The 20,469-nt window shown below is 63.8% G+C and carries 20 protein-coding genes; 4 read left to right on the forward strand and 16 right to left on the reverse strand.

The genetic code is table 11. The annotated features are described in order from the left end of the window. Window positions 1–7 precede the first annotated feature (7 nt). The 5 genes from rng to BLR71_RS07545 are packed head-to-tail and all read right to left on the reverse strand — an operon-like array spanning window position 8 to window position 4,581. Complete coding sequence (gene rng, locus BLR71_RS07525; RefSeq protein WP_092524707.1) at window positions 8–1,471, reverse strand: ribonuclease G; 1,464 nt, start codon at window positions 1,469–1,471, stop codon at window positions 8–10. 33 nt (window positions 1,472–1,504) lie between these two features. Beyond that, window positions 1,505–2,095 (reverse strand): Maf family protein, encoded by a 591-nt coding sequence (locus BLR71_RS07530; RefSeq protein ID WP_092524709.1) that lies wholly within the window; start codon window positions 2,093–2,095, stop codon window positions 1,505–1,507. A gap of 29 nt (window positions 2,096–2,124) precedes the next feature. Next, on the reverse strand, window positions 2,125–2,613 hold the full coding sequence (gene mreD, locus BLR71_RS07535) for a rod shape-determining protein MreD (RefSeq protein ID WP_422730762.1): 489 nt from the start codon (window positions 2,611–2,613) through the stop codon (window positions 2,125–2,127). Beyond that, entirely contained in the window at window positions 2,613–3,509 is an 897-nt protein-coding gene (mreC, locus tag BLR71_RS07540) for a rod shape-determining protein MreC (RefSeq protein WP_281241761.1), read from the reverse strand. The genes mreD and mreC overlap by 1 nt, the downstream gene beginning before the upstream one ends. A 34-nt stretch (window positions 3,510–3,543) precedes the next feature. Then, window positions 3,544–4,581, reverse strand: coding sequence for a rod shape-determining protein (locus BLR71_RS07545; RefSeq protein WP_092524713.1), 1,038 nt, complete (start codon window positions 4,579–4,581; stop codon window positions 3,544–3,546). A 207-nt stretch (window positions 4,582–4,788) separates the two neighbouring features. On the opposite strand from BLR71_RS07545, the gene gatC reads away from it, so the two are divergent. From gatC to gatB, 3 genes are read left to right on the forward strand one after another with little or no spacing between them, the layout of a single operon-like run. Next, entirely contained in the window at window positions 4,789–5,076 is a 288-nt protein-coding gene (gene gatC, locus BLR71_RS07550) for an Asp-tRNA(Asn)/Glu-tRNA(Gln) amidotransferase subunit GatC (protein ID WP_092524715.1), read from the forward strand. Between the two features lie 44 nt (window positions 5,077–5,120). Beyond that, complete coding sequence (gatA, locus tag BLR71_RS07555; protein ID WP_092524717.1) at window positions 5,121–6,581, forward strand: Asp-tRNA(Asn)/Glu-tRNA(Gln) amidotransferase subunit GatA; 1,461 nt, start codon at window positions 5,121–5,123, stop codon at window positions 6,579–6,581. After that, complete coding sequence (gene gatB, locus BLR71_RS07560; protein ID WP_092525089.1) at window positions 6,581–8,035, forward strand: Asp-tRNA(Asn)/Glu-tRNA(Gln) amidotransferase subunit GatB; 1,455 nt, start codon at window positions 6,581–6,583, stop codon at window positions 8,033–8,035. Before gatA ends, gatB begins: the two co-directional genes overlap by 1 nt. A 114-nt stretch (window positions 8,036–8,149) precedes the next feature. Here gatB and BLR71_RS17390 read toward each other — a convergent pair whose 3' ends face one another. From BLR71_RS17390 to hemA, 11 genes are all read right to left on the reverse strand, one after another. Further along, window positions 8,150–8,320, reverse strand: a complete 171-nt coding sequence (locus BLR71_RS17390) for a DUF6435 family protein (RefSeq protein WP_139172560.1) — start codon at window positions 8,318–8,320, stop codon at window positions 8,150–8,152. A gap of 95 nt (window positions 8,321–8,415) precedes the next feature. Continuing rightward, window positions 8,416–8,991: a glycine zipper 2TM domain-containing protein gene (locus BLR71_RS07565; RefSeq protein ID WP_092524719.1), complete on the reverse strand. Its 576-nt coding sequence runs from the start codon at window positions 8,989–8,991 to the stop codon at window positions 8,416–8,418. A gap of 391 nt (window positions 8,992–9,382) precedes the next feature. Further along, the gene (locus tag BLR71_RS07570) at window positions 9,383–10,468 is read right to left on the reverse strand and encodes an ABC transporter substrate-binding protein (protein ID WP_092524721.1); all 1,086 of its coding nucleotides are present in this window, start codon (window positions 10,466–10,468) and stop codon (window positions 9,383–9,385) included. Between the two features lie 103 nt (window positions 10,469–10,571). Then, on the reverse strand, window positions 10,572–11,375 hold the full coding sequence (locus BLR71_RS07575) for an ABC transporter permease (protein WP_092524723.1): 804 nt from the start codon (window positions 11,373–11,375) through the stop codon (window positions 10,572–10,574). Next, window positions 11,372–12,295 carry an ABC transporter permease gene (locus tag BLR71_RS07580; RefSeq protein WP_092524725.1) on the reverse strand — a complete coding sequence of 308 codons (924 nt, stop codon included), beginning with the start codon at window positions 12,293–12,295 and terminating at the stop codon, window positions 11,372–11,374. The genes BLR71_RS07575 and BLR71_RS07580 overlap by 4 nt, the downstream gene beginning before the upstream one ends. After that, window positions 12,292–13,443 (reverse strand): ABC transporter ATP-binding protein, encoded by a 1,152-nt coding sequence (locus BLR71_RS07585; RefSeq protein WP_092524727.1) that lies wholly within the window; start codon window positions 13,441–13,443, stop codon window positions 12,292–12,294. Before BLR71_RS07585 ends, BLR71_RS07580 begins: the two co-directional genes overlap by 4 nt. A gap of 177 nt (window positions 13,444–13,620) precedes the next feature. Continuing rightward, window positions 13,621–14,373, reverse strand: coding sequence for a HesA/MoeB/ThiF family protein (locus tag BLR71_RS07590; RefSeq protein WP_092524729.1), 753 nt, complete (start codon window positions 14,371–14,373; stop codon window positions 13,621–13,623). A gap of 99 nt (window positions 14,374–14,472) precedes the next feature. Beyond that, window positions 14,473–14,973, reverse strand: a complete 501-nt coding sequence (locus BLR71_RS07595) for an Lrp/AsnC ligand binding domain-containing protein (protein ID WP_092524731.1) — start codon at window positions 14,971–14,973, stop codon at window positions 14,473–14,475. Window positions 14,974–15,208: 235 nt separating this feature from the next. After that, a complete protein-coding gene (gene prmC / locus BLR71_RS07600) occupies window positions 15,209–16,048 on the reverse strand; it encodes a peptide chain release factor N(5)-glutamine methyltransferase (RefSeq protein ID WP_092525090.1) in 840 nt (279 codons plus the stop codon). A gap of 20 nt (window positions 16,049–16,068) precedes the next feature. Then, the gene (prfA, locus tag BLR71_RS07605) at window positions 16,069–17,157 is read right to left on the reverse strand and encodes a peptide chain release factor 1 (protein WP_092524733.1); all 1,089 of its coding nucleotides are present in this window, start codon (window positions 17,155–17,157) and stop codon (window positions 16,069–16,071) included. Between the two features lie 25 nt (window positions 17,158–17,182). Then, the gene (gene hemA / locus BLR71_RS07610; RefSeq protein WP_092524735.1) at window positions 17,183–18,457 is read right to left on the reverse strand and encodes a glutamyl-tRNA reductase; all 1,275 of its coding nucleotides are present in this window, start codon (window positions 18,455–18,457) and stop codon (window positions 17,183–17,185) included. Between the two features lie 232 nt (window positions 18,458–18,689). Here hemA and BLR71_RS07615 point away from each other — a divergent pair, with 232 nt between their 5' ends. Further along, entirely contained in the window at window positions 18,690–20,462 is a 1,773-nt protein-coding gene (locus BLR71_RS07615) for a tetratricopeptide repeat protein (RefSeq protein WP_092525092.1), read from the forward strand. Window positions 20,463–20,469 lie beyond the last annotated feature (7 nt).

Genomic DNA, 20,469 nt, shown 5'->3' on the forward strand with positions numbered 1-20,469 from the left:
ACGCCTCCTACATCAGTACGATATCGTACTGTTCCTGGGAATAGTGGGCTTCCACCTGGAAGCGGATCGTCTTGCCAATGAACACTTCCAGGTCGGCTACCGCGGCTGACTCCTCATCGAGTAGACGGTCGACCACCGCCTGGGCAGCCAATACCATATAGGTTTCAGCGCTGTAGGCTCGGTCTTCGCGCAGTATCTCGCGAAAGATCTCGTAACACACCGACTCCGGCGTCTTGAGCGTGCCGCGGCCATGACATACCGGACAGGCTTCGCAGAGAGTCTGCTCGAGGCTCTCGCGGGTGCGCTTGCGGGTCAGCTGTACCAGGCCGAGCTCGGTGACGCCGGTACACTTGGTCTTGGCATGATCACGCTCGAGCGACTTCTCAAGCATGCGCAGCACCTGGCGCTGATGCTCGGTATCGTCCATGTCAATGAAGTCGATGATGATGATGCCGCCGAGGTTGCGCAGCCGTAGCTGGCGAGCGATCGCCGTCGCCGCCTCGAGGTTGGTCTTGAAGATCGTTTCCTCGAGGTTGCGATGGCCCACATAGCCGCCGGTGTTGACGTCGATGGTGGTCATCGCCTCGGTGGGGTCGATCACCAGATAGCCACCCGACTTGAGCTGCACCTTGCGCCCCAGCGCCTTCTGGATTTCATCTTCGACGCTGTAGAGGTCAAAGATCGGCCGCTCGCCGGGATAGTACTCGATGCGCGACTCGGTGCCGGGCATGAACTCCCGGGCAAACTCGAGCAGTTTCTGGAAGTTTTCCCGAGAATCGATACGCACCCGCTCGATCTCGTCGCGCATCACATCGCGTAGGGTGCGGATGAACAGCGGCAGGTCATCATAGATCACGCTGGGAATACTGGCGGTATGCTTGCGCTCGCTGACCTTGCGCCACAGCCGCAGCAAAAAGTGCATATCGGCGTAGAGCTCGTCTCGAGTCACGCCTTCGGCGGCGGTGCGAATGATGAAGCCGCCGGTGACCTCTATCTCCTGCTCGGCCTGGCAGGATTCGGTCAGCTGGCGCAGGCGCTCCCGCTCGCCTTCGTCCTCGATGCGCTGGGAAACGCCGTTGTGAGACGCGTCCGGCATATACACCAGGTAGCGCGAGGGCACGGAAAGATGGGTAGTGAGCCGTGCGCCTTTCGAGCCAATCGGGTCCTTGGTGGCCTGCACCACCAGCGTCTGGCCCTCCTGAAGCAACTGGCTGATCGAGACCTGCTCGTCGGGCGGGGTGTTGGGCGCCATGACCTCATGAGCATGAATGAAGGCGGCGCGGTCGATACCAATGTCGACGAAGGCGGCTTGCATGCCGGGCAGTACACGCACCACCTTGCCCCGATAGATATTGCCGACGATGCCCCTGCGGCCGCTGCGCTCGATAAAGGCTTCCTGCAGGACGCCGTTCTCGACCACCGCCACGCGCGTTTCCATGGGCGTTAGATTGATCAGTACTTCACCGCTCATGCGGGCTTCCTTAATCATTTGCTCATACGGGTATTATGACACAGCTGCCGAATCGCTCATCCAAAGCGCCACGCCCTGGCGCTCGAGCAGTTCGGCGGTTTCATAGAGCGGCAACCCCACCACGGCGCTATGACTGCCTTCGATATGCGACACGAACACCGCCGCCCTGCCCTGAATGCCATAGCCGCCGGCCTTATCCTGAGGCTCGCCGGTCGCCCAGTAGGCGGCTGCCTCGGCGTGGCTGATCGCACGCAGGGTGACCCTCGTCGTGACGCAAATATCCAGCATCCCCTGTGGACCACTCACTGCCACCCCCGTCAGTACCTCATGGGTGTTGCCGGAAAGCATGGCCAGCATCTCGAGCGCATGGTCACGGTCACGGGGCTTGCCGAGAATTTCGCCTTCGAATACCACCGCCGTATCCGACCCTAGCACCGGAAGGTCAGAGAGCGCCGCCCCGGCACGCGCCTTCTCGCGGGCCAGACGACAGACATAGTCACGGGGCTGCTCCCCCGGCAGCGGCGTTTCGTCGATATCGACCGGGCGCACCTCACAGTCGACGTCGATCGATGCCAGTAACTCGAGTCGGCGTGGGGACGCCGAGGCCAGACACAGGATAGCCATGCGCTTCTCCTTTAGGTGACGGGCCTTCGTCAGGAAACGGCAAAGCGACGGCGCAGGGCCTGCAACATGGTGAACAACCAGGGCCACAGGACAGCACCGATCAATGACGGCAACAGGAAGGCCAGATGAATGGAAAAGGGACCAAACAGGGTCATCAGCCACTGATCGACCAGTTGCACGATGCCAAGCAGCACGAAGATCAGCACCGCTTGCTGCACCAGCGAATAGGCCCGCATGCGCTGATAAACCAGTGCCACCAGAAAGGCCAAGAGCGACAGCGTCAAGGCATTCAGCCCCAGCGGCGACCCCTCGATGAGGTCGAGCAGGATGCCCAGCAAGAAACCGTGAAATACGCCGACGCGCTGGGGCATCACCATGCACCAGTAAACCAGCATCAGACCCAGCCAGTCGGGCCGCCACATCAGCCACTTGTCGGCCAGCGGCATGACCTGCAGGCATAGCGCCAGCAGCAGCGTCGACCACACCAGCAGGTATCCACGCAGTCCCATGACAGCCATCAGCGCATCAACTCCTTGGGTAGGGGATCGAGGTCGAAGTCATCCGTCCAGAGCGCATCGCCGGCGGCAACATCGACATCGGGTGGAAACAGCAGCAGGAAGTGCCTGGCACGTTGCAGCTTCGCCACCGGCGTGGCCATCACCTTGGCAAAGGGCTCGCCAGGATCATGTGCCACCTCACTGACGCGCGCCACCGGGTAGCCGACCGGGAAGCGACCGGCGAGTCCAGAAGACACCAGCAGGTCGCCTTCGCGAATATCGGCGGTGTCCGGCACATGCAGTACGCGCATGGCGTCGAAACGCCCCGTGCCCTGGATGATGAATCGCAGCCCGTTACGGTTCACCTGCACGGGCATCGCATGATTGGCATCGGCGACCATCAGCACTCGACTGGTATAGGCGGACACCGAAGTGACCTGCCCCACCAGCCCTGACGCATCCATCACCGGCTGTCCCACATAGACGCCATCGCGACGACCGCGGTCGACGACCATCTGCTGGGTGAAGGGATCCGAATCCAGCGACAGGAGTTCTGCTGTGAGGAAGGGAATATCATCGCGCTGCGTGGCATTGAGGAGTTCGCGCAGCCGCACGTTTTCGGCGGTCAGGCTGGCCATCCGCTGGACGCGATGTGACAGCGTCAGCAACTGCTGGCGAAGCTGGCGATTCTCGTCGACAAGGGCACGCTGATCGGAGACCGCAAGCGAGCCCCATGACAGGACATCGCTGGGCAGGCTGACCAGCCACTGGATGGGCGCGACCGCTGTCGACAGCTGTGCCCGCAAGGCTTCGACCCGCGGCAGTCTATGTTCGGCAAACATCAACGCCAGAGCCAGAACCGCACACAGTAGCATGCGGTAACCGGGCACTGGCGCGTGCGTGAACAGCGGTTTGATAAGCGTTCCCCCGGGTCACGGCCTAGCGAACAGATCAGTCGCTGGAGAGCAGCTCGAAGGTATGCTGATCGATCATTTCCAGCGCCTTGCCGCCACCGCGCGCCACGCAGGTCAACGGGTCTTCAGCGACGATCACCGGCAGGCCGGTTTCTTCGGAAATGAGCTTATCGAGGTCGCGCAGCAAAGCACCGCCACCGGTCAGCACCAGGCCACGCTCGGCGATATCCGAGGCAAGCTCGGGAGGAGACTGCTCGAGGGCACTCTTCACGGCCGTGACGATGGCCCCGAGGGTTTCCTGCAGGGCGTCGAGGGCTTCATGGGAATTCAGCGTAAAGCTGCGCGGGATGCCCTCGGCCAGATTACGGCCGCGCACGTCGATTTCGCGCAGCTCGCCGCCCGGGTAGGCACAGCCGATTTCTTCCTTGATGCGCTCGGCGGTAGCTTCACCGATCAGGCTACCGTAATGACGACGCACATAGGCGGTGATGGCCTCATCGAAACGGTCGCCGCCGACGCGAATGGATTCCGAATAGACCACGCCGTTGAGCGAGATAATGGCAATTTCGCTGGTACCACCGCCGATATCGACGACCATCGAGCCCTGGGCCTCTTCGACCGGCAGGCCGGCACCGATGGCGGCTGCCATGGGCTCTTCAATCAGGAAGACTTCGCGGGCGCCTGCGCCCTCGGCAGATTCCTTGATCGCACGGCGCTCGACTTGCGTCGACATGCAGGGCACGCAGACCAGCACTCGAGGGCTCGGGGTCAGGAAGGTGCTTTGATGCACTTTGCGGATGAAGTGCTGAAGCATCTGCTCGGTCACGGTGAAATCGGCGATCACACCATCCTTCATCGGCCGTATGGCAGTGATATTGCCCGGCGTACGACCCAGCATGCGCTTGGCATCGATACCCACGGCAGCCACGGTGCGCATATTGCCCTGTTGGCGAATCGCCACCACGGAAGGCTCATCGAGCACGATGCCCCGTCCGCGAACATAGATCAGCGTGTTGGCCGTACCCAAGTCGATCGAGAGATCGCTGGAAAACAGCCCACGTAAACGTTTAAACATGGAAGTCTTTCACCTAGTGCAGACCGGAACCCTGTGCGGACGCAAACGGTACCATCGCCGCTTTAATGCAGCAAGCGACATCAGGAGCCAGTGCCAGAGTGCAGGCCCTGCCAGTTGGCCCAGGATATGGTACATTTTACGGTTATTTACTGCGGCAGACGCCAGCTCGGCGCCGCCGCCACGATCCATGCTCAAGGGATATCCACCATGGCGCTTGAACCGCAAGACGTGCAGCGCGCGGCGCATCTGGCCCGGCTGGGCCTTGATGACAACGACGCCGACCGCTATGTCGACGACCTGACCCGCATTCTCGAGATGGCCGACCAGCTTCAGGCGGTCGATACCGACGGCGTGGCCCCGCTGGCTCATCCTCTGGACGCGACCCAGCGCCTGCGTGCCGACGAAGTCACCGAAACCGACCAGCGCGAGCGTTTCCAACGCAACGCCCCGGCAGTCGAGAACGGCCTCTACCTGGTACCCCGCGTCGTCGAATGAGCCCTGCTCGCTGCCTGAATGCCTCATCTGGAGCCAAGCCTCACATGCATGACATGACCCTGACCGAGCTTGCCCGCGCCCTCGAGGCCGGCGAGTTCACCAGTCGCCAATTGACCGAATCACTGCTTGAGCGCATCGAACACCTCGACGGCGAGCTCAACAGCTTCATCAGCGTCACCGCCGAGCAGGCACTGGCCGCCGCCGATGCCGCCGATGACGCCCGTACCCGCGGCGAAGCCGGCCCGCTCACCGGCCTGCCGCTGGCCCTGAAGGACATCTTCTGCACCGAAGGCGTGAAGACCAGCTGCGGCTCGAAGATGCTCGACAACTTCATCGCCCCCTACGACGCCAACGTGGTCGAAAAGCTCAAGGCAGCCGGCACCGTTAGCCTTGGCAAGACCAACATGGACGAGTTCGCCATGGGCTCGTCCAACGAAAACAGCCATTATGGCCCGGTCAAGAACCCCTGGGACCTCTCCGCCGTGCCTGGTGGCAGCTCTGGTGGCAGTGCCGCCGCCGTGGCGGCGGGCCTGGTGCCTGCAGCGCTGGGTACCGACACCGGCGGCTCGATTCGCCAACCGGCGGCCTTCTGCGGCATTACCGGCCTGAAGCCCACCTACGGGCGCGTGTCCCGTTACGGCATGGTGGCCTATGCCTCCAGCCTCGATCAGGCCGGCCCCATGGCCCGCACCGCCGAGGACTGCGCACTGCTGCTGAGCGCCATCGCCGGTCACGACCTGCGCGATTCCACCAGCGTGGCTCGCGGCGTGCCCGATTACCGCGCCGAGCTTGGCACCTCGCTGTCCGGCCTCAAGATCGGCCTGCCCAAGGAATACTTCGGCGACGGCCTGGACCCGGCGGTGGAGAGCGCCATTCGCGAGGCGGTCAAGGTCTACGAATCGCTGGGCGCCACCGTGCAGGAAGTCAGCCTGCCGCATACCCACCATGCCATCCCGGCCTACTACGTGATTGCGCCGGCCGAGGCTTCCTCGAACCTGTCCCGCTATGACGGCGTGCGCTTCGGACATCGCTGCGACGCGCCCAAGGATCTCGAGGATCTCTATAAGCGCTCACGGGCCGAAGGCTTCGGCGATGAGGTCAAGCGCCGCATCCTGATCGGCACCCACACCCTTTCTGAAGGCTTCTTCGACGCCTATTACAAGAAGGCTCAGCAGGTCCGTCGCCTGATCCGCCAGGACTTCATGGATGCCTTCGAGGAAGTCGACGTGCTGATGGGCCCCTCGACGCCAACGCCGGCCTTTGACCTGGGCGCCAACAAGGACCCGGTGTCCATGTATCTGCAGGACATCTACACCATTGCCATCAACCTGGCCGGCATCCCCGGTATCAGCGTGCCGGCAGGTAACGTCGATGGCCGCCCGGTGGGCCTGCAGATCCTCGGCCCGCACTTCGCCGAATCGCAGCTGCTCAACGTCGCCCACCAGTTCCAGCAGGTCACCGACTGGCACCAGCAACGCCCGGCCTTCGGCAAGGAGAACGCATGATGCAATGGGAAACCGTGATCGGCCTCGAGGTCCACGTCCAACTGGCCACCCGCTCCAAGATCTTCTCCGGGGCCTCCACCGCCTTCGGCGCCGAACCCAATAGCCAGGCCTGCGCCGTGGACCTGGGCATGCCCGGCGTGCTGCCGGTGCTCAACGAGTCCGCCGTGGCCATGGCGGTGCAGTTCGGGCTCGGTATCGATGCCGAGATTCCCGAAGTCTCGATCTTCGATCGCAAGAACTACTTCTATCCGGACCTGCCCAAGGGCTACCAGACCAGCCAGATGTATCATCCGATCGTCGGGCCGGGCGAGGTCGAGATCACCCTCGATGACGGCGAGACGAAACGCATCCGCGTTCATCACGCCCACCTCGAGGAAGACGCCGGCAAATCGCTGCACGAAGACTTCCACGGCATGACTGGGGTCGACCTGAACCGCGCCGGCACACCGCTTCTGGAGATCGTCTCCGAGCCCGACATGCGCTCCGCCAAGGAAGCCGCGGCCTATCTGAAGGCGATTCACTCCATCGTCACCTACCTTGGCATCTCGGATGGCAACATGGCCGAGGGCTCGATGCGCTGCGACGTCAACGTCTCGGTGCGCCCCAAGGGTCAGGAGGCCTTCGGCACTCGCGCCGAGATCAAGAACGTCAACTCCTTCCGCTTCGTCGAGCGCGCCATTGCCTTCGAGGTCGAGCGCCAGGTCGAACTGCTCGAGGATGGCGGCAAGGTGGTGCAGGAGACTCGTCTGTACGACCCCGACGCCGACGAGACCCGCAGCATGCGCACCAAGGAGGAGGCCAACGACTACCGTTACTTCCCCTGCCCCGACCTACTGCCGGTGGTGCTCGACGACGCCTACGTGGATCACCTGCGCACCTCGCTGCCGGAATTGCCGGCCGAGAAGCGCGCGCGTTTCCAGAGCGAGCTGGGGCTGTCCGCCTACGATGCCGGCGTACTCTCGGCAACACGCGCCATGGCCGACTTCTTCGAGGGCGTGAAGGATGTCTGCGGCGATGCCAAGCTGGCCGCCAACTGGGTACAGGGCGAATTCGCCGGCCGCCTCAACAAGGAAGGTCTGGACATCGCCTCGAGCCCGGTATCGGCCACCCAGCTCGGCGAGCTGGTGGCCCGGGTCAAGGACGAGACCATCAACGGCAAGGCCGCCAAGCAGGTCTTCGCCGCGCTGTGGGACGGCGAAGGCGACAGCGCCGATGCCATCATCGAGGCCAAGGGCTTGAAACAGGTCACCGACACCGGCGCCATCGAAGCGATGATCGATCAGGTGATCGCCGACAGCCCGGTGCAGGTCGCCCAGTATCGCGACGCCGAGCCGGACAAGCGCGGCAAGATGATCGGCTACTTCGTCGGCCAGGTCATGAAGGCCTCACGCGGCACCGCCAACCCCCAGCAGGTCAACGGCCTGCTCAAGGAAAAACTCGACGCCCTGTGCTGAACCACCTAGGCCGCTAGATGGCAGACGCGGGCAGCGAGTGCCCCGCGCTAGCTGCAACGCAAGACGCCCCCTTTTCAGGGGGCGTTGTCGTATCTGGCAGTGGCGCAGGTCCGATCAGGCGTCCTTGTGCGCCTCGATTTCCTCGCGCAGGGCTTCCGCTTCTGCGGTCAGGCTCGCATTGGTGTGCATGTCGCCATTGCGGGCGGCCTCCATGGCCTGCTCGAGCTTGCGTTCATAGGCCTTCTGCAACTTCTTGGTCGGATCGCTCTTGAAGATCCCAAACATGGTGCCGCTCCTGCAGGAATGTACCCGTAGGCTACGCCAACATATGCACGATAGCTATACAAATATTGTACACCACCCTTGCAGCGACGAATCGACTAGCCTTGAGAATCGCTTCCGGCAGACGACTGGCCGACATGCCATTGGGGCTTACCATCCTGCATCAAGACGCGATCTCCCTGGGGCGCCTCATCGAGGCGGGCACTGAAGACCTGGCCATCGAGGCGGTACTCCACGTCATAGCCCAGGTGCTCCTGACGGGTGTCGGTGACGGTGTGGCACTCTTGCCGGGTAGTGGTGCTGGTCTGGCCGGATTCGATACGCCCTTGCACCTCACGCCCCGCCAGGCCACCGCCCACGGCGCCGGCCACGGTGGCAATCTTCTTGCCGCTGCCGCCACCGACCTGATTACCCAGCAGGCCACCAACGATGGCGCCAGCGGCGGTGCCGATGATGCGGTTGGGATCGCGGCTGGGCGCCTGCTGGCTAACCACCACGTCCTCGCAGACCTGACGCGGTGTTTCGACGGTTCGGGTTGCCGCATCGACCTGCAGGATGTCGGCATAGACCGGCTCGGGAGCCTGGGAATAGTTGCTGACCTGATAGGCCCCTACCGCCAATCCACCCAGGCCGAGAACTGACAGGGTGCTACCGATCACGATGGACTTGTTCATCACTCGCTCCTCACACGCAACAACAGGAATCGACCACACAAGGGTCGACAGAGAAATAAGAGTCGGCTCGGGGGAATCCAGGCATCGGAGTCTCGCCCCCCCCGGGGCACGCGCTGGCGCCAGGCGAGGTGACGGGAAAGGATGAGACGAGGACTCGGGCGACATCCTGCCGCTAACGAGTCGGAGACGGGCGGAGTATAGCCCAGGGATCATGCCGCAGACACAGGGCTCGCGCCAGCTGTGCGGTGTTTCCACACTTGCCGGCAGCCTGTCGCCATCCGCAGACGCGATGAGGCGCTGCCCCAAGCCCGCGACATTCATTCAATAGAACGAACAAGGGCCCGGCGCCGTAATGGCGGCCCCGAGCCCAGCAGAGATTATCCGTCGAGAATCAGCGCGCCTGCACTTCAGACCATAGCTGCTGGAAGATCTGCAGCTCGTCGCCTGAAAGGCTCGGGATAAAGCGCAGCCGCTGCATGTCCTCGTCGCTTGGCTGCACCGGCGGCTGGGTCAGTACCTCGTCCAGGTACGGCTCTGCCGCCGCGTTGGGGCTAGCGTAGTAGTTGTAGTTCGACAACTGGGCGCCTACCTCCGCTTCCAGCAGGAAGTCGATAAAGGCATGAGCGAGATCGGGGTTAGGCGCCTCGGCGGGAATCATCATGGCATCGACCCACATCTCGGCCCCTTCATCGGGGATCATGAAGGCGGTATTAGCGAAGCCCTCGGGATCTTCGTCCTTGAAGGCCAGATAGTCGCCGTTGAAGCTCATCGCCGCATGCACCACGCCGCGAGACAGCTGCTGCAGCGCCGGGGTGCCGTCGGTAAAGCCGCTGAAGTTGGCACGCCCTTTGGCCTCGATCAAAAGCTTCGCCGCCTCCCGCCAGGCATCCAGGCCGATGCAGTCATAGCCATGGCCCAGATAGGCACAGGCGCCGCCCATGGTCACCTGCCCATCGCCCGCTACCGCGAAGGGGTAATCCGGATTCTCGTTAGCATCGAACAATAGCGACCAGCTCTTCGGCGCGTCGGGGAAGGTGTCGGTGTTGTAGATGATGCCAGTGGTACCCCACTGGTAGGGCACGCTGTAGTCACCGCCCGGGTCGTAGCCGGGATCCTTGAAGGTATCCATGACGTTGCCGAGATGTGCCAGCTTCGACTTGTCCAGGGGCTGCACCAGGCCGGTCTCGATCAAGCGCGGCACATAGTAGTTGGACGGCACGATCACATCATACTGGGACACGCCGCCAGCATTGAGCTTGGCTAACATCTCCGGCTGCGAATTGAAGTAATTTTGCACCACCTCGACGTCATAGCGCTCCTCGAAGGCATCGATGATCGCCGGGTCCATGTACTCGGTCCAGTTGAACAGATAAAGCTTGTCGTCTGCGGCCTGAGCGCCGCCGGCCAGCATCAGGCCGACGAGTGGCAGGGCCGAAAGGGCCGAACGAAGGAAGGGGCGATGAAACGAGTGCGGCATGCGTGACTCTCCTGAGCAGCAGTGATGTGATGGTAAGCGCGATGAGATCGACGAAAGCGGCAGGGTGCCACGTCGAGGCCTCGCTGGCGACCTGTCTGGTTCGCTAGCCACGCCCCGCACGCTGACGGCCCAGCAGCAGGCTGGCCACGGCGACCAACGCCACGGCAGCGATCATCAGCGTCGCGATGGCATTGATCTCCGGAGAGACTCCCTTGCGGATCGCCCCCCAGATATAGATTGGCAGCGTGGCGCTCTCGGGGCCCGAGGTGAAGAAGCTGATCACGAAATCATCCAGCGACAGGGTGAATGACAGAAACACCCCCGAGATCAACGCCGGTCTCAGGGTCGGCACCAGAAAGTGGCAAGCCCGCTGCCAGGGCGAGGCATAGAGATCCTTGGCCGCCTCGAACAGGCTCGGATCGAGGCCCACCAGCCGCGAATAGACGATCAGCGCCACGAAGGGAATCTGGAAAGACACATGAGCGATGATCATGGTGCCAAGGCCCGGCGACAGCCAGCCGGTCAGACGCTCCACCTGCACGAAGAAGGCCATTTCGGCGATACCAAAGACGATATCCGGCAGCACCAGCGGCAAGTAGATCAGCACCACCAACCAGCCCAAGCGTCGCCAGCGATGATGGAACATGCCGTAGCCAATCAAGGTACCCAGCAACAGCGCAATCAGCGAAGACACCACCGCCAGCAGCAGGCTGTTGCCCAGCGCCGAGAGCAGCGCCTCATTGCCCATCAGGCGGTAATACCAGCGCAGCGAAACACCGGTAAAGTGGGCGGCACTATTGGAGGCGTTGAAGGAGTAGAGCACCACCACCGCCAGTGGCAGATAAAGAAATACCAGCGTCAGCCACCAGAAAACCCGCAAGCCGCGCCGCAGTCCATGACGGGTCATATCACCACCTCATTGCCACCGCCCAGACGCCGCCCCATACGGCGCATCACGTAGAGGCCGGCGAAGGTCGCCAGCAGCATCAGGATCGCGCCGGCGGCACCCAGCGGCCAGTTGGCACCCCCGGCGAACTGCCGCGCCACCAGGTTGCCGAGCAGCATATGCTTGCCCCCGCCCAGCAGCTCCGAGACGACATACATACCGAAGGCGGGAATCGCCACCAGTACGACGCCGGCCAGCAGCCCGGGCAGGGTCTGTGGGAAGACCGCGTGCCAAAAGGTGCGTAGCGGTGAGGCATAGAGGTCCTGCGCCGCCTCCACCTGAGAGATATCGAGCTTCTCGAAGGCGGCATAGAGCGGCAGCACCATGAACGGCAGGAAGTTGTAGACGAGCCCCAGGGTCACGGCGATATTGGACGGATAAAGCCCCATGTTGGGCGGAATCAGACTCAGCGATTCGGCCAGCCCCGCCAGCGGCGTGCCTGGCGCCAGCAGGTTCATCCAGCCGAAGGTGCGAATCACCTGATTGGTCCAGGACGGCACGACCAATGCCAGCAGCATCACCGGCCGCCAGCGCGCCTTGGCGGTGCTGATGTGGTAGGCCAGCGGATAGCTAATGGCCACCACCAAGAGGGTCGCGACCAGGGTCTGGGTGAGTGAGCGCAGCAGGGTGTAGAGGTTGGCCGGGCTCCAGCCCAGAATGCCGTAGCCGGCCAGCCGCTCGAAGGCATCCAGCGTCAGCGGCATCTGGGGCTGGCCATAGGGGCCGTTGGTCATGAAGGCCACGCTCATCAGATAGATGCCGGGCAACACCAGGAATATCAGCAGCCAGAGCGCCCCCGGTGCCACGGTCAGCAGCAGGTGGCCGGTCTCGCCAAGCGCCCTGCGCCCGCCGGGGGCCTGCGCAACGCGGGCCCCGCTCATGTGCCCGCCTCGCCTGCCAGCGTCACCAGATCCTCGGCCGCTACCGATACGCAGACGCGATCCCCTACGCTCGGCAACTGCCATCCCCGGTTATTGACCATCGCCTGCAGCTCGGCATCGCCCACGTCCAGGCGGTATTCGGCTTGGCTGCCCCGGTACAGGCAGTCGGTGACGCGAGCCGGCAGACAGTTGGTGCCGGCCTGATCCGGTGGCAGCAAATCGATCGTTTCGGGGCGTATCAGCAGCAGCGAGCCCTCGCCCGATGTCTCCGATAACTCGGCCTCCGATGCCTCGACCGTCAGCGCTCCCAATGCGGTGTTGAGCCGCACGCCGTCACGGTCAAGGATCGGGAAGAGGTTGTCATGCCCCATGAAGCGGGCCACGAAGGCATTCGCCGGCCGCTCGTAGATGTCTTTGGGCGAGCCCACCTGCTGAATGCTGCCCCCATTGAGCACGGCGATGCGATCCGACATCACCATGGCTTCCTGCTGGTCGTGGGTCACGAACAGGAAGGTCATGCCCAGGCGCGCCTGAACGCGCTTGAGCTCGACCTGAAGCTGGCCGCGCAGGCCGGCATCCAGGGCCGATAGCGGCTCGTCGAGCAGCAGCACGTTCGGCTCACAGACCAGGGCCCGCGCCAGCGCAATGCGCTGACGCTGACCGCCCGAGAGCTGATCCACCCGGCGCTCGATCAACCCGCCGAGCTGGATGAAGCGGGCGATATCGGCGACCCGAGCGTCCCGCTCGGCCTTGGAGACGCCCTGCATGCGAAGCCCAAAGGCCAGATTGTCGCGCACCGACAGATGCGGAAAGAGCGCATAGGACTGGAAGACGGTGTTGACGCTGCGCCGGTGCGCCGGCACCTGGGTGATATCGCGCCCACCAAGGGTCAGGCGACCGGCATCCGGCGACTCGAGTCCGGCGAGAATGCGCAAGAGGGTCGTCTTGCCGCAGCCCGAGGGGCCAAGCAGCGTGAAGAATTCCCCCTCGTGGATCGTCAGGTCGACGCCGTCCAGCGCCACGGAGTCGGGGCCGAAACGCTTGTGCAGGCCCTCGAGGTTGATCGCCGCCGCGGAGCGAGCGGCCGCCGGGGCTCGGTTGGTCAGGTCCTGGCGGGGCGGGGCACTCGCCGTGCTGGTCTCGCTCATCGCTCTCCTCGTCTTGTCGCATGCCGGCCTTCGCCGACCGGGTCATGGCCGGTCGCGCAGTCTATAGAAGTGTGCCGCCGGGACCAATAGGGACAGACGTCTTGCCGCCGTCACGCCGTATATTACTCACTTTGATCATCGCCAAACCTATCCACGGCGATGCGGGATCGCCTGGAATCAATACTGGCCGCAGACAGGGCAATCTGGGTCACGAGGCACACGAAAGCGTCGCCATTCACCTTTAAGGCCATCGAAGGTGGAAAGCCCTTGATGGGCGCTACCGGCACCGCTGAGCAGCTTGACCGCCTCCAGCGCCTGGAAGCTGCCGATCAGCCCCACCAAGGGCGCCACCACGCCGTTCTCGGCGCAACGTAGCTCCTCATCCTCCCCCGGCGCTCCGGGCGGATAGAGGCAGGCATAGCAGGGACTCTCCGGCTCACGAGGATCGAAGACCGCGAGCTGTCCGCCGAAGCGAATCGCCGCACCGGAGACCAGCGGCCGCCCCGCCGCCCGGCAGGCGGCATTGATGGCATAGCGCGAAGTGAAGCGATCGGTGCAGTCAAGCACCAGATCCGCCGCTTCGACGGCGCGTGCCAGCGCCTCGCCATCGAGGCGCTCGGTGATGGCGCTGATCCGGCAATCAGGATTGAGTGCCAGCGCAGCATCGCGAGCCGATTCGGCCTTGAGCCGGCCAATGTCCGCCTGGCCGTGGGCAATCTGGCGTTGCAGGTTGGAAAGCTCGACCGCGTCATCGTCGGCAAGCGTCAAGCGACCGACGCCCGCCGCCGCCAGGTAAAGCGCCACCGGCGAGCCCAAGCCGCCCGCGCCGATCACCAGCGCGTGGCTTGCAAGCAGGCGCTCCTGGCCTTCGATCTCGATCGGCTCGAGCATGATTTGGCGGCTGAAACGCAGCAGCGCCTGGTCGTTCATCGTCACGTGTCTTCTGGGCCTTTTCTCGGGTCATGTTCTCGGGTCATGCTCTGTGACCGGCCAGCGTCGGTCAGCAGGCGCGCCGCTCAGTACACATTCTCAGTATTCTTCGAGCTGCTCGACGTCCGGCACATGCAGGGTAAATTCTTCCTTGACCTCTTCCATGACCACATAGCTCTTCGACTCCTTGACGCCGGGCAGCGTCAGCACCACCTCGCCAAGCAGCTGGCGATAGGCCGACATCTCGGGAATACGGCACTTGAGGATATAGTCGAACTGCCCCGAGACCAGATGGCACTCTTGGACCTGGGGCAGCTTGCGCACGGCACGCCGGAACTCATCGAACACCGCCGGCGACTGGCTCTCGAGACTGATCTCGACGAACACCAGCAGCTTGGCCTTCAGGGCCTTGGGGTCGAGCACCGCCTTGTAGCCGCGGATGATGCCCGAGCGCTCCAAGCGTTTGACGCGCTCCAAGCAAGGCGTGGTGGAAAGGCCTACCTGAGCGGCCAAGTCGACGTAGGAAATGCGGGCATTGTCCTGGAGGGCACGCAGGATCTTCAGGTCGATACGGTCAAGCGAGCGGGTCTTGGCTTTCATGGTCATCCATTGTCCAAGCTCGAGACGCAGGCGACTGAGGTGCCGCCGCAGGATCGCCTGCGCTTCATGGCTTCAATAGTTGTTGGAAGGGGAAATGGACGAAAACCTCAGTGATTGGTCGGGCCAGATGCTGGCTTGTCAGAGGGCTTCGCCATTTTCTCCCATGTTTCCCATACAAGTACCATATCCGCTCTGGGCGGCGCGAGTCGCACCGCCAACGTTCTTTTCAAGGCGCCTATGCCGGCCAGCGCCCCAGGCTGACCCGATCGCGCGCGCCTAAATCCTCAAGGGTCGCGACGTCTAAATAGCCGGCGTCTTCGAGTGCCTGACGCACCGCCGCACCCTGCTCGAGACCATGCTCGAGCAACAGCCAGCCGCCTGGAACGAGATGATCCCGCGCCTCGCCCACCAGCCAGTAGAGGTCGGCCAGCCCCTCTTCGCCGGCCACCAGCGCCGAGCGGGGCTCGAAACGCACGTCACCCTGTCCAAGGTGGGGGTCGTCGTCGGCAAGGTAAGGCGGGTTGGCCACCACCAGCGAAAAGCACTCACCACTAAGCGCTGCAAACCAGTCGCTTTGCAGGAAGCGAACCCGGGATAGCCCCAGGGCTGCGGCGTTGTCTGCGGCCAGAGCAACGGCCTGCGGCGACAGATCGACCCCGGTCACCTGCCAGCCGGGGCGTTCACTGGCAAAGGCCAGCGCGATGGCGCCGGTGCCAGTGCCGAGGTCCACTAGCTGGCCCTTCTCGGCCGCGCCACGCGCGAGCGCCGCTTCGACCAGGCATTCGGTATCGGGGCGCGGAATGAGGGTGGCATCAGAGGTCTTGAGGGTCAGCCCCCAGAACTCTCGCTCACCGACCAGGTGAGCCACCGGCCGGCCCTGCGCCCTAGCGGCGATCAGGGCCTCGAAGCGCGCCCGCACCAGAGGTTCAGCGTCGCGGTCGCCCCAGGTGTAGAGCCAGGCACGGCTGACACCGAGCACATGGCACATCAGTACCTCGGCATCCAGCCTGGGGCTCGGCGAAGCCGCTGCCTTTAGACGCTCGGCGGCGCGGGCCAACAGCAGGTCGAGGCGCATCAGATTCTTCCCCTGCCCCATCAGGTTTCCTGCTGTAGGGCAGCGAGCTGCTCGGCCTGATACTCGTGAAGCAAGGGTTCGATGATCTCGCCAAGCTCGCCGGTCATCACCTCGTTAAGCTTGTATAGGGTCAGATTGATGCGGTGATCGGTAACGCGCCCCTGGGGGAAATTATAGGTACGAATACGCTCGCTGCGATCGCCGGAGCCCACCAGCGAGCGGCGCGTGTCGGCCTGCTCGCGCTGCTGATTCTCCAGCGCGCTCTGCTTGAGGCGCGCGGCCAGCAGCGACATGGCCTTGGCACGGTTCTTGTGCTGGCTACGTTCTTCCTGGCATTCGACCACCACGCCGCTGGGCAGGTGGGTGATGCGGATCGCCGAATCGGTGGTGTTGACGTGCTGGCCGCCGGCACCGCTGGAGCGGAAGGTATCGACGCGCAAATCGTTGCTGTTGATGTCGATATCGCCGACCTGGTCCGCCTCGGGCATTACCGCCACGGTGCAGGCCGAGGTATGAATACGCCCCTGAGACTCGGTGGCGGGTACCCGCTGCACCCGGTGGGCGCCGGATTCGAACTTGAGCCGGGCATAGACGCCGTCGCCCTTGATCCGCGAGATCAGTTCTTTATAGCCCCCCTGCTCGCCGTGACTGGCACTGACCACTTCGACTTTCCAGCCATGCTTCTCGGCATAGCGGGAATACATGCGAAATAGGTCGCCGGCAAACAGCGCGGCTTCATCACCGCCGGTGCCGGCACGGACCTCCAGATAGACACTGCGACCGTCATCCGGGTCCTTGGGTACCAGCAGCCGCTTGAGCGACTCCTCGAGGGCCGCCAGTCGCTCCTGGCCTTCGGCCTGTTCAAGCTCGGCAAGCTCGCGCATCTCGGCGTCGCTATCCTCGAGCAGGGCCTGGGCGGCCTCGACATTGCCCTCGGTCTCGCGGAATTCCTGCCAGGTGGCCACCAACTCTTCGAGTTCGGCATACTCACGGGAATAGTCGCGGAAGCGCGGCTGGTCGGCGATAACGTCGGGCTCGGCCAGCAGGGCCGAAAGTTCCTCGAAACGCTCGGCAAAGGTATCCAGGCGCTGACGCAATGTGGCTTTCATGAAGGGTCCTGTAGTCTGGTGTCGATCATCGAGGGTCCTGAGGGCCACGCTCGGCGTCGAAAAGCAGCGCCTCGGCGGCATCGATCAGATCCTGGCGCTCGGCTCCGGAGGCCTCGCGCAAGCCAAGGGTGGGAGCGTGCATGAGCTTGTTGGTCAGCTGACGAGCCAGGCGTGCGACGACCTTCTGCGGATCATCACCGCGGCTCAATTGCGCCAGCGCCTGCTCCTCGGACTCGGCGCGCATCTGCTCGCCCTGCTGCCGATAGCGGCGAATCAGGTCACCGGCGCCGCGCACTCGACGCTCGTGCTGCCAGCTACCGACACCGTGCTCGATCAGTACTTCGGCCTGGTCGGCCGCCACCTGGCGATGACGACGATTCTCTTCGATGACCTCCTGAAGGTCATCGACGGTGTAAAGGAAGACATCATCCAGTTCGCCGACCTGCGGCTCGATGTCACGGGGTACGGCAATATCGACCATGAACATCGGCCGGTGGCGACGCATCTTGATCGCCCGCTCGACCATGCCCTTGCCGAGAATCGGCAGCGGCGCCGCAGTAGACGAGATGACGATGTCGGCACGGGCCAAGGCATCGGGAATCTCATTGAGAGACATCGCCTCGCCGCCGAAGGAGTCCGCCAACTGCGCGGCCCGCTCACGGGTGCGGTTGGCCACGATCAGGGTGCGCACCCCGGCCTCTTTCAGATGACGGGCGACCAGCTCGATGGTTTCACCCGCACCTATCAACAGCGCCGTGGAGCGCTTGAAGTCATCGAAGATGCGGCTGGCCATGCTGACCGCCGCATAGGCCACCGACACCGGGTTTTCACCGATGCCCGTCTCGGTGCGCACCTGCTTGGCGACCGCAAAGGTGTGCTGGAATAGCCGCTCGAGCTCACCGCCCAGCCCTTGGTGACTACGCGCCACCTGGTAGGCATCCTTGAGCTGGCCAAGGATCTGTGGCTCGCCGAGCACCATGGAGTCGAGCCCCACGGCGACACGCATCAGGTGGCGAGCGGCGTCGCCGTCTAAATAATGATAGGCCGCCGCCGACAGTTGCTCGACGCTGAGCGCATGGAAGCGACTCAGCCATTCGAGGATCGCCGCCTCGCCGTCACGCTCGATCACGCAATAGAGTTCGGTGCGATTGCAGGTCGACAGCAACGCAGCCTCATGCACCTCTTTCAGAGCGCCTAGTTCGGTCAGAGCTGCTTCCAGCTGCGCCGGGGTGAAAGCGACTTGCTCGCGCACCTCGACCGCCGCTGTCTTATGATTGATGCCAAGGGCCAAAAGCGTCATGCAATCAGAGTCTTCGCTCAAGGGAGTGGGTGCGAATCACGGCGCGCGCCATGAGGCGCAGCAGGACAGCAGAAAAGCCTGCGTGAGACCTATATCAACGCCTGGAAAGTGGCCGCCGGATCGTCCGAAGGGGGTAATTCTATCACAGCCGACCCTTGGGACACGCCCCCATGGCTTTGCCCTTGCCCAGCAAGCCGTTATGCTGAACGCTGATTCCCTTGACGAGACGATCATGCGCGCACGCCTGCTCAAGACGGCCCTCATCACGGCGACCCTCGCGCTGCTTACGGCTTGCCAGGGCATGCCGATGACCCAGAGTGCCAACGACTCCGGTATTGACGACCCGATGCGGGGCGCGCCGCCGATTACCCAGGGCCTGGATGCTCAGGGGCTGCAGACCCTGCTGGTGGCAGAACTAGCCGGCCGTCGCGGTCAGTATGAGCGCGCCGCTCAAGGCTATCTCGACGCCGCCGAGCGCTATGATTCCGCCGCGCTAAGCGAGCGCGCCACCCTGGCGGCCCGCTTCAGCCAGCAGCCGGCGCTTTTCGAGACCGCCGCCCGCCGCTGGCATAAGCGCGCTCCCGACGCCGAAGCTCCGCTGCGCCTGCTGGCGAGCCTTGCCCAGCAGCGCGGTGACTGGCAGGCCGCCCTGGACTCTCGGCTGGCACTGGTCGCACAAGGCCATCCCGGGGAACTGGCAAGTTTTGCCGAACAGGCGCTGACTCAGGACGCTGACCCGCAGCCACTGGCCATTCGTCTGCGCCAGCATCTGCTAATAGCCGATAGTGATGCCCCCTACGCGTACGATGCGGTGCTGGCGACCGCCCTGCTCGAAGCCGCCAATGGCGAAGCCGCACAAGCCGATTCACGGCTAGCAGAGCTGGCCCTCACTCATCCCGAGCTCCCCGCGTTGTGGCTCACCCGCGCACGCATTGCCATGGAGCGCGGAAACCCGACGGCTGCGCGCCGCGCCGCCCAGCGTGGCCTGGACATCTCCCCCGACGACACTCGCTTTTTGCTGCTGCTGGCGCGAAGCGAGCTGGCACTAGGCCGAGTCGAGGCCGCGGAACGCCAGACCGATCGCATACTGACGCAACAGGGAGAGCAGCCGGAGCTGCGCGTGGGGCTGGCCCGCCTGTTCCTCGAAGCCGACCAACCCGCTCCGGCCCGCCGTCTGCTGCTACCGCTGATCGACGACGACACCACGCCTCCGGTGGCCTTCCTGCTGCTGGGCAGCATCGCCGAGCAGCAGGGCGAGATCGACAACGCCCTGCTCTATTACCGCCAGGTGCCAGAGAGCGATCAGTTTCTCAGCTCCCGCCTGCAGGCGGCGCGCATGTTGATCGATGCCAACCGTCTGGCCGACGCGCTGGACTTCCTGCGACTCGAGCGGCTGCGCCATGATGACCAGGCCACCGATATCGTTTCCCTCGAGGTCGAGCTGCTTGATCAAGAGGGAGAGCGCGCCGCCGCCGATGACGTGCTCGCCGAGGCCCGCGCTCGCCATCCCGACGACAACGGCCTGCTATACATGCAGGCCATGCGCAAATTCAACGACGGTGATCTGGAGGGCATGGAAGCCGACCTACGCGAGCTGATCGAGCGCCGCCCCGACAACGCCATGGCCTTGAACGCGCTCGGCTTTACCCTGGCCGACATGACCACGCGTTTCGGTGAAGCCTATGAGTTGATCGAGCGGGCCCATCGTCTGGCGCCCGACAACCCGGCCATTCTCGATAGCCTGGGCTGGGTCCTGCACAAGCAGGGCGAGAACGCCCGTGCACTGCCCTATCTCGAGCAGGCCTTCGCGATGATGCCGGATCAGGAAATCGCCGCCCATCTCGCTGAGGTGCTCTGGTCACTCGAGCGTAGCGCCGATGCGCGTCGCCTGGTCGAACGCAGTCTGGCTCGCTTCGAGGATCACCCCAAGCTCACCGAGCTGATACAGCGTATTCCCGCCCTGGCTCCTGAGGGCCTCGACGGAAATATCGACCCGCTACCCTGACCGACAT

Origin of the sequence: Onishia taeanensis (assembly GCF_900100755.1) — a bacterium.
In the GTDB taxonomy this organism is placed as follows: Bacteria; Pseudomonadota; Gammaproteobacteria; order Pseudomonadales; family Halomonadaceae; genus Onishia; species Onishia taeanensis.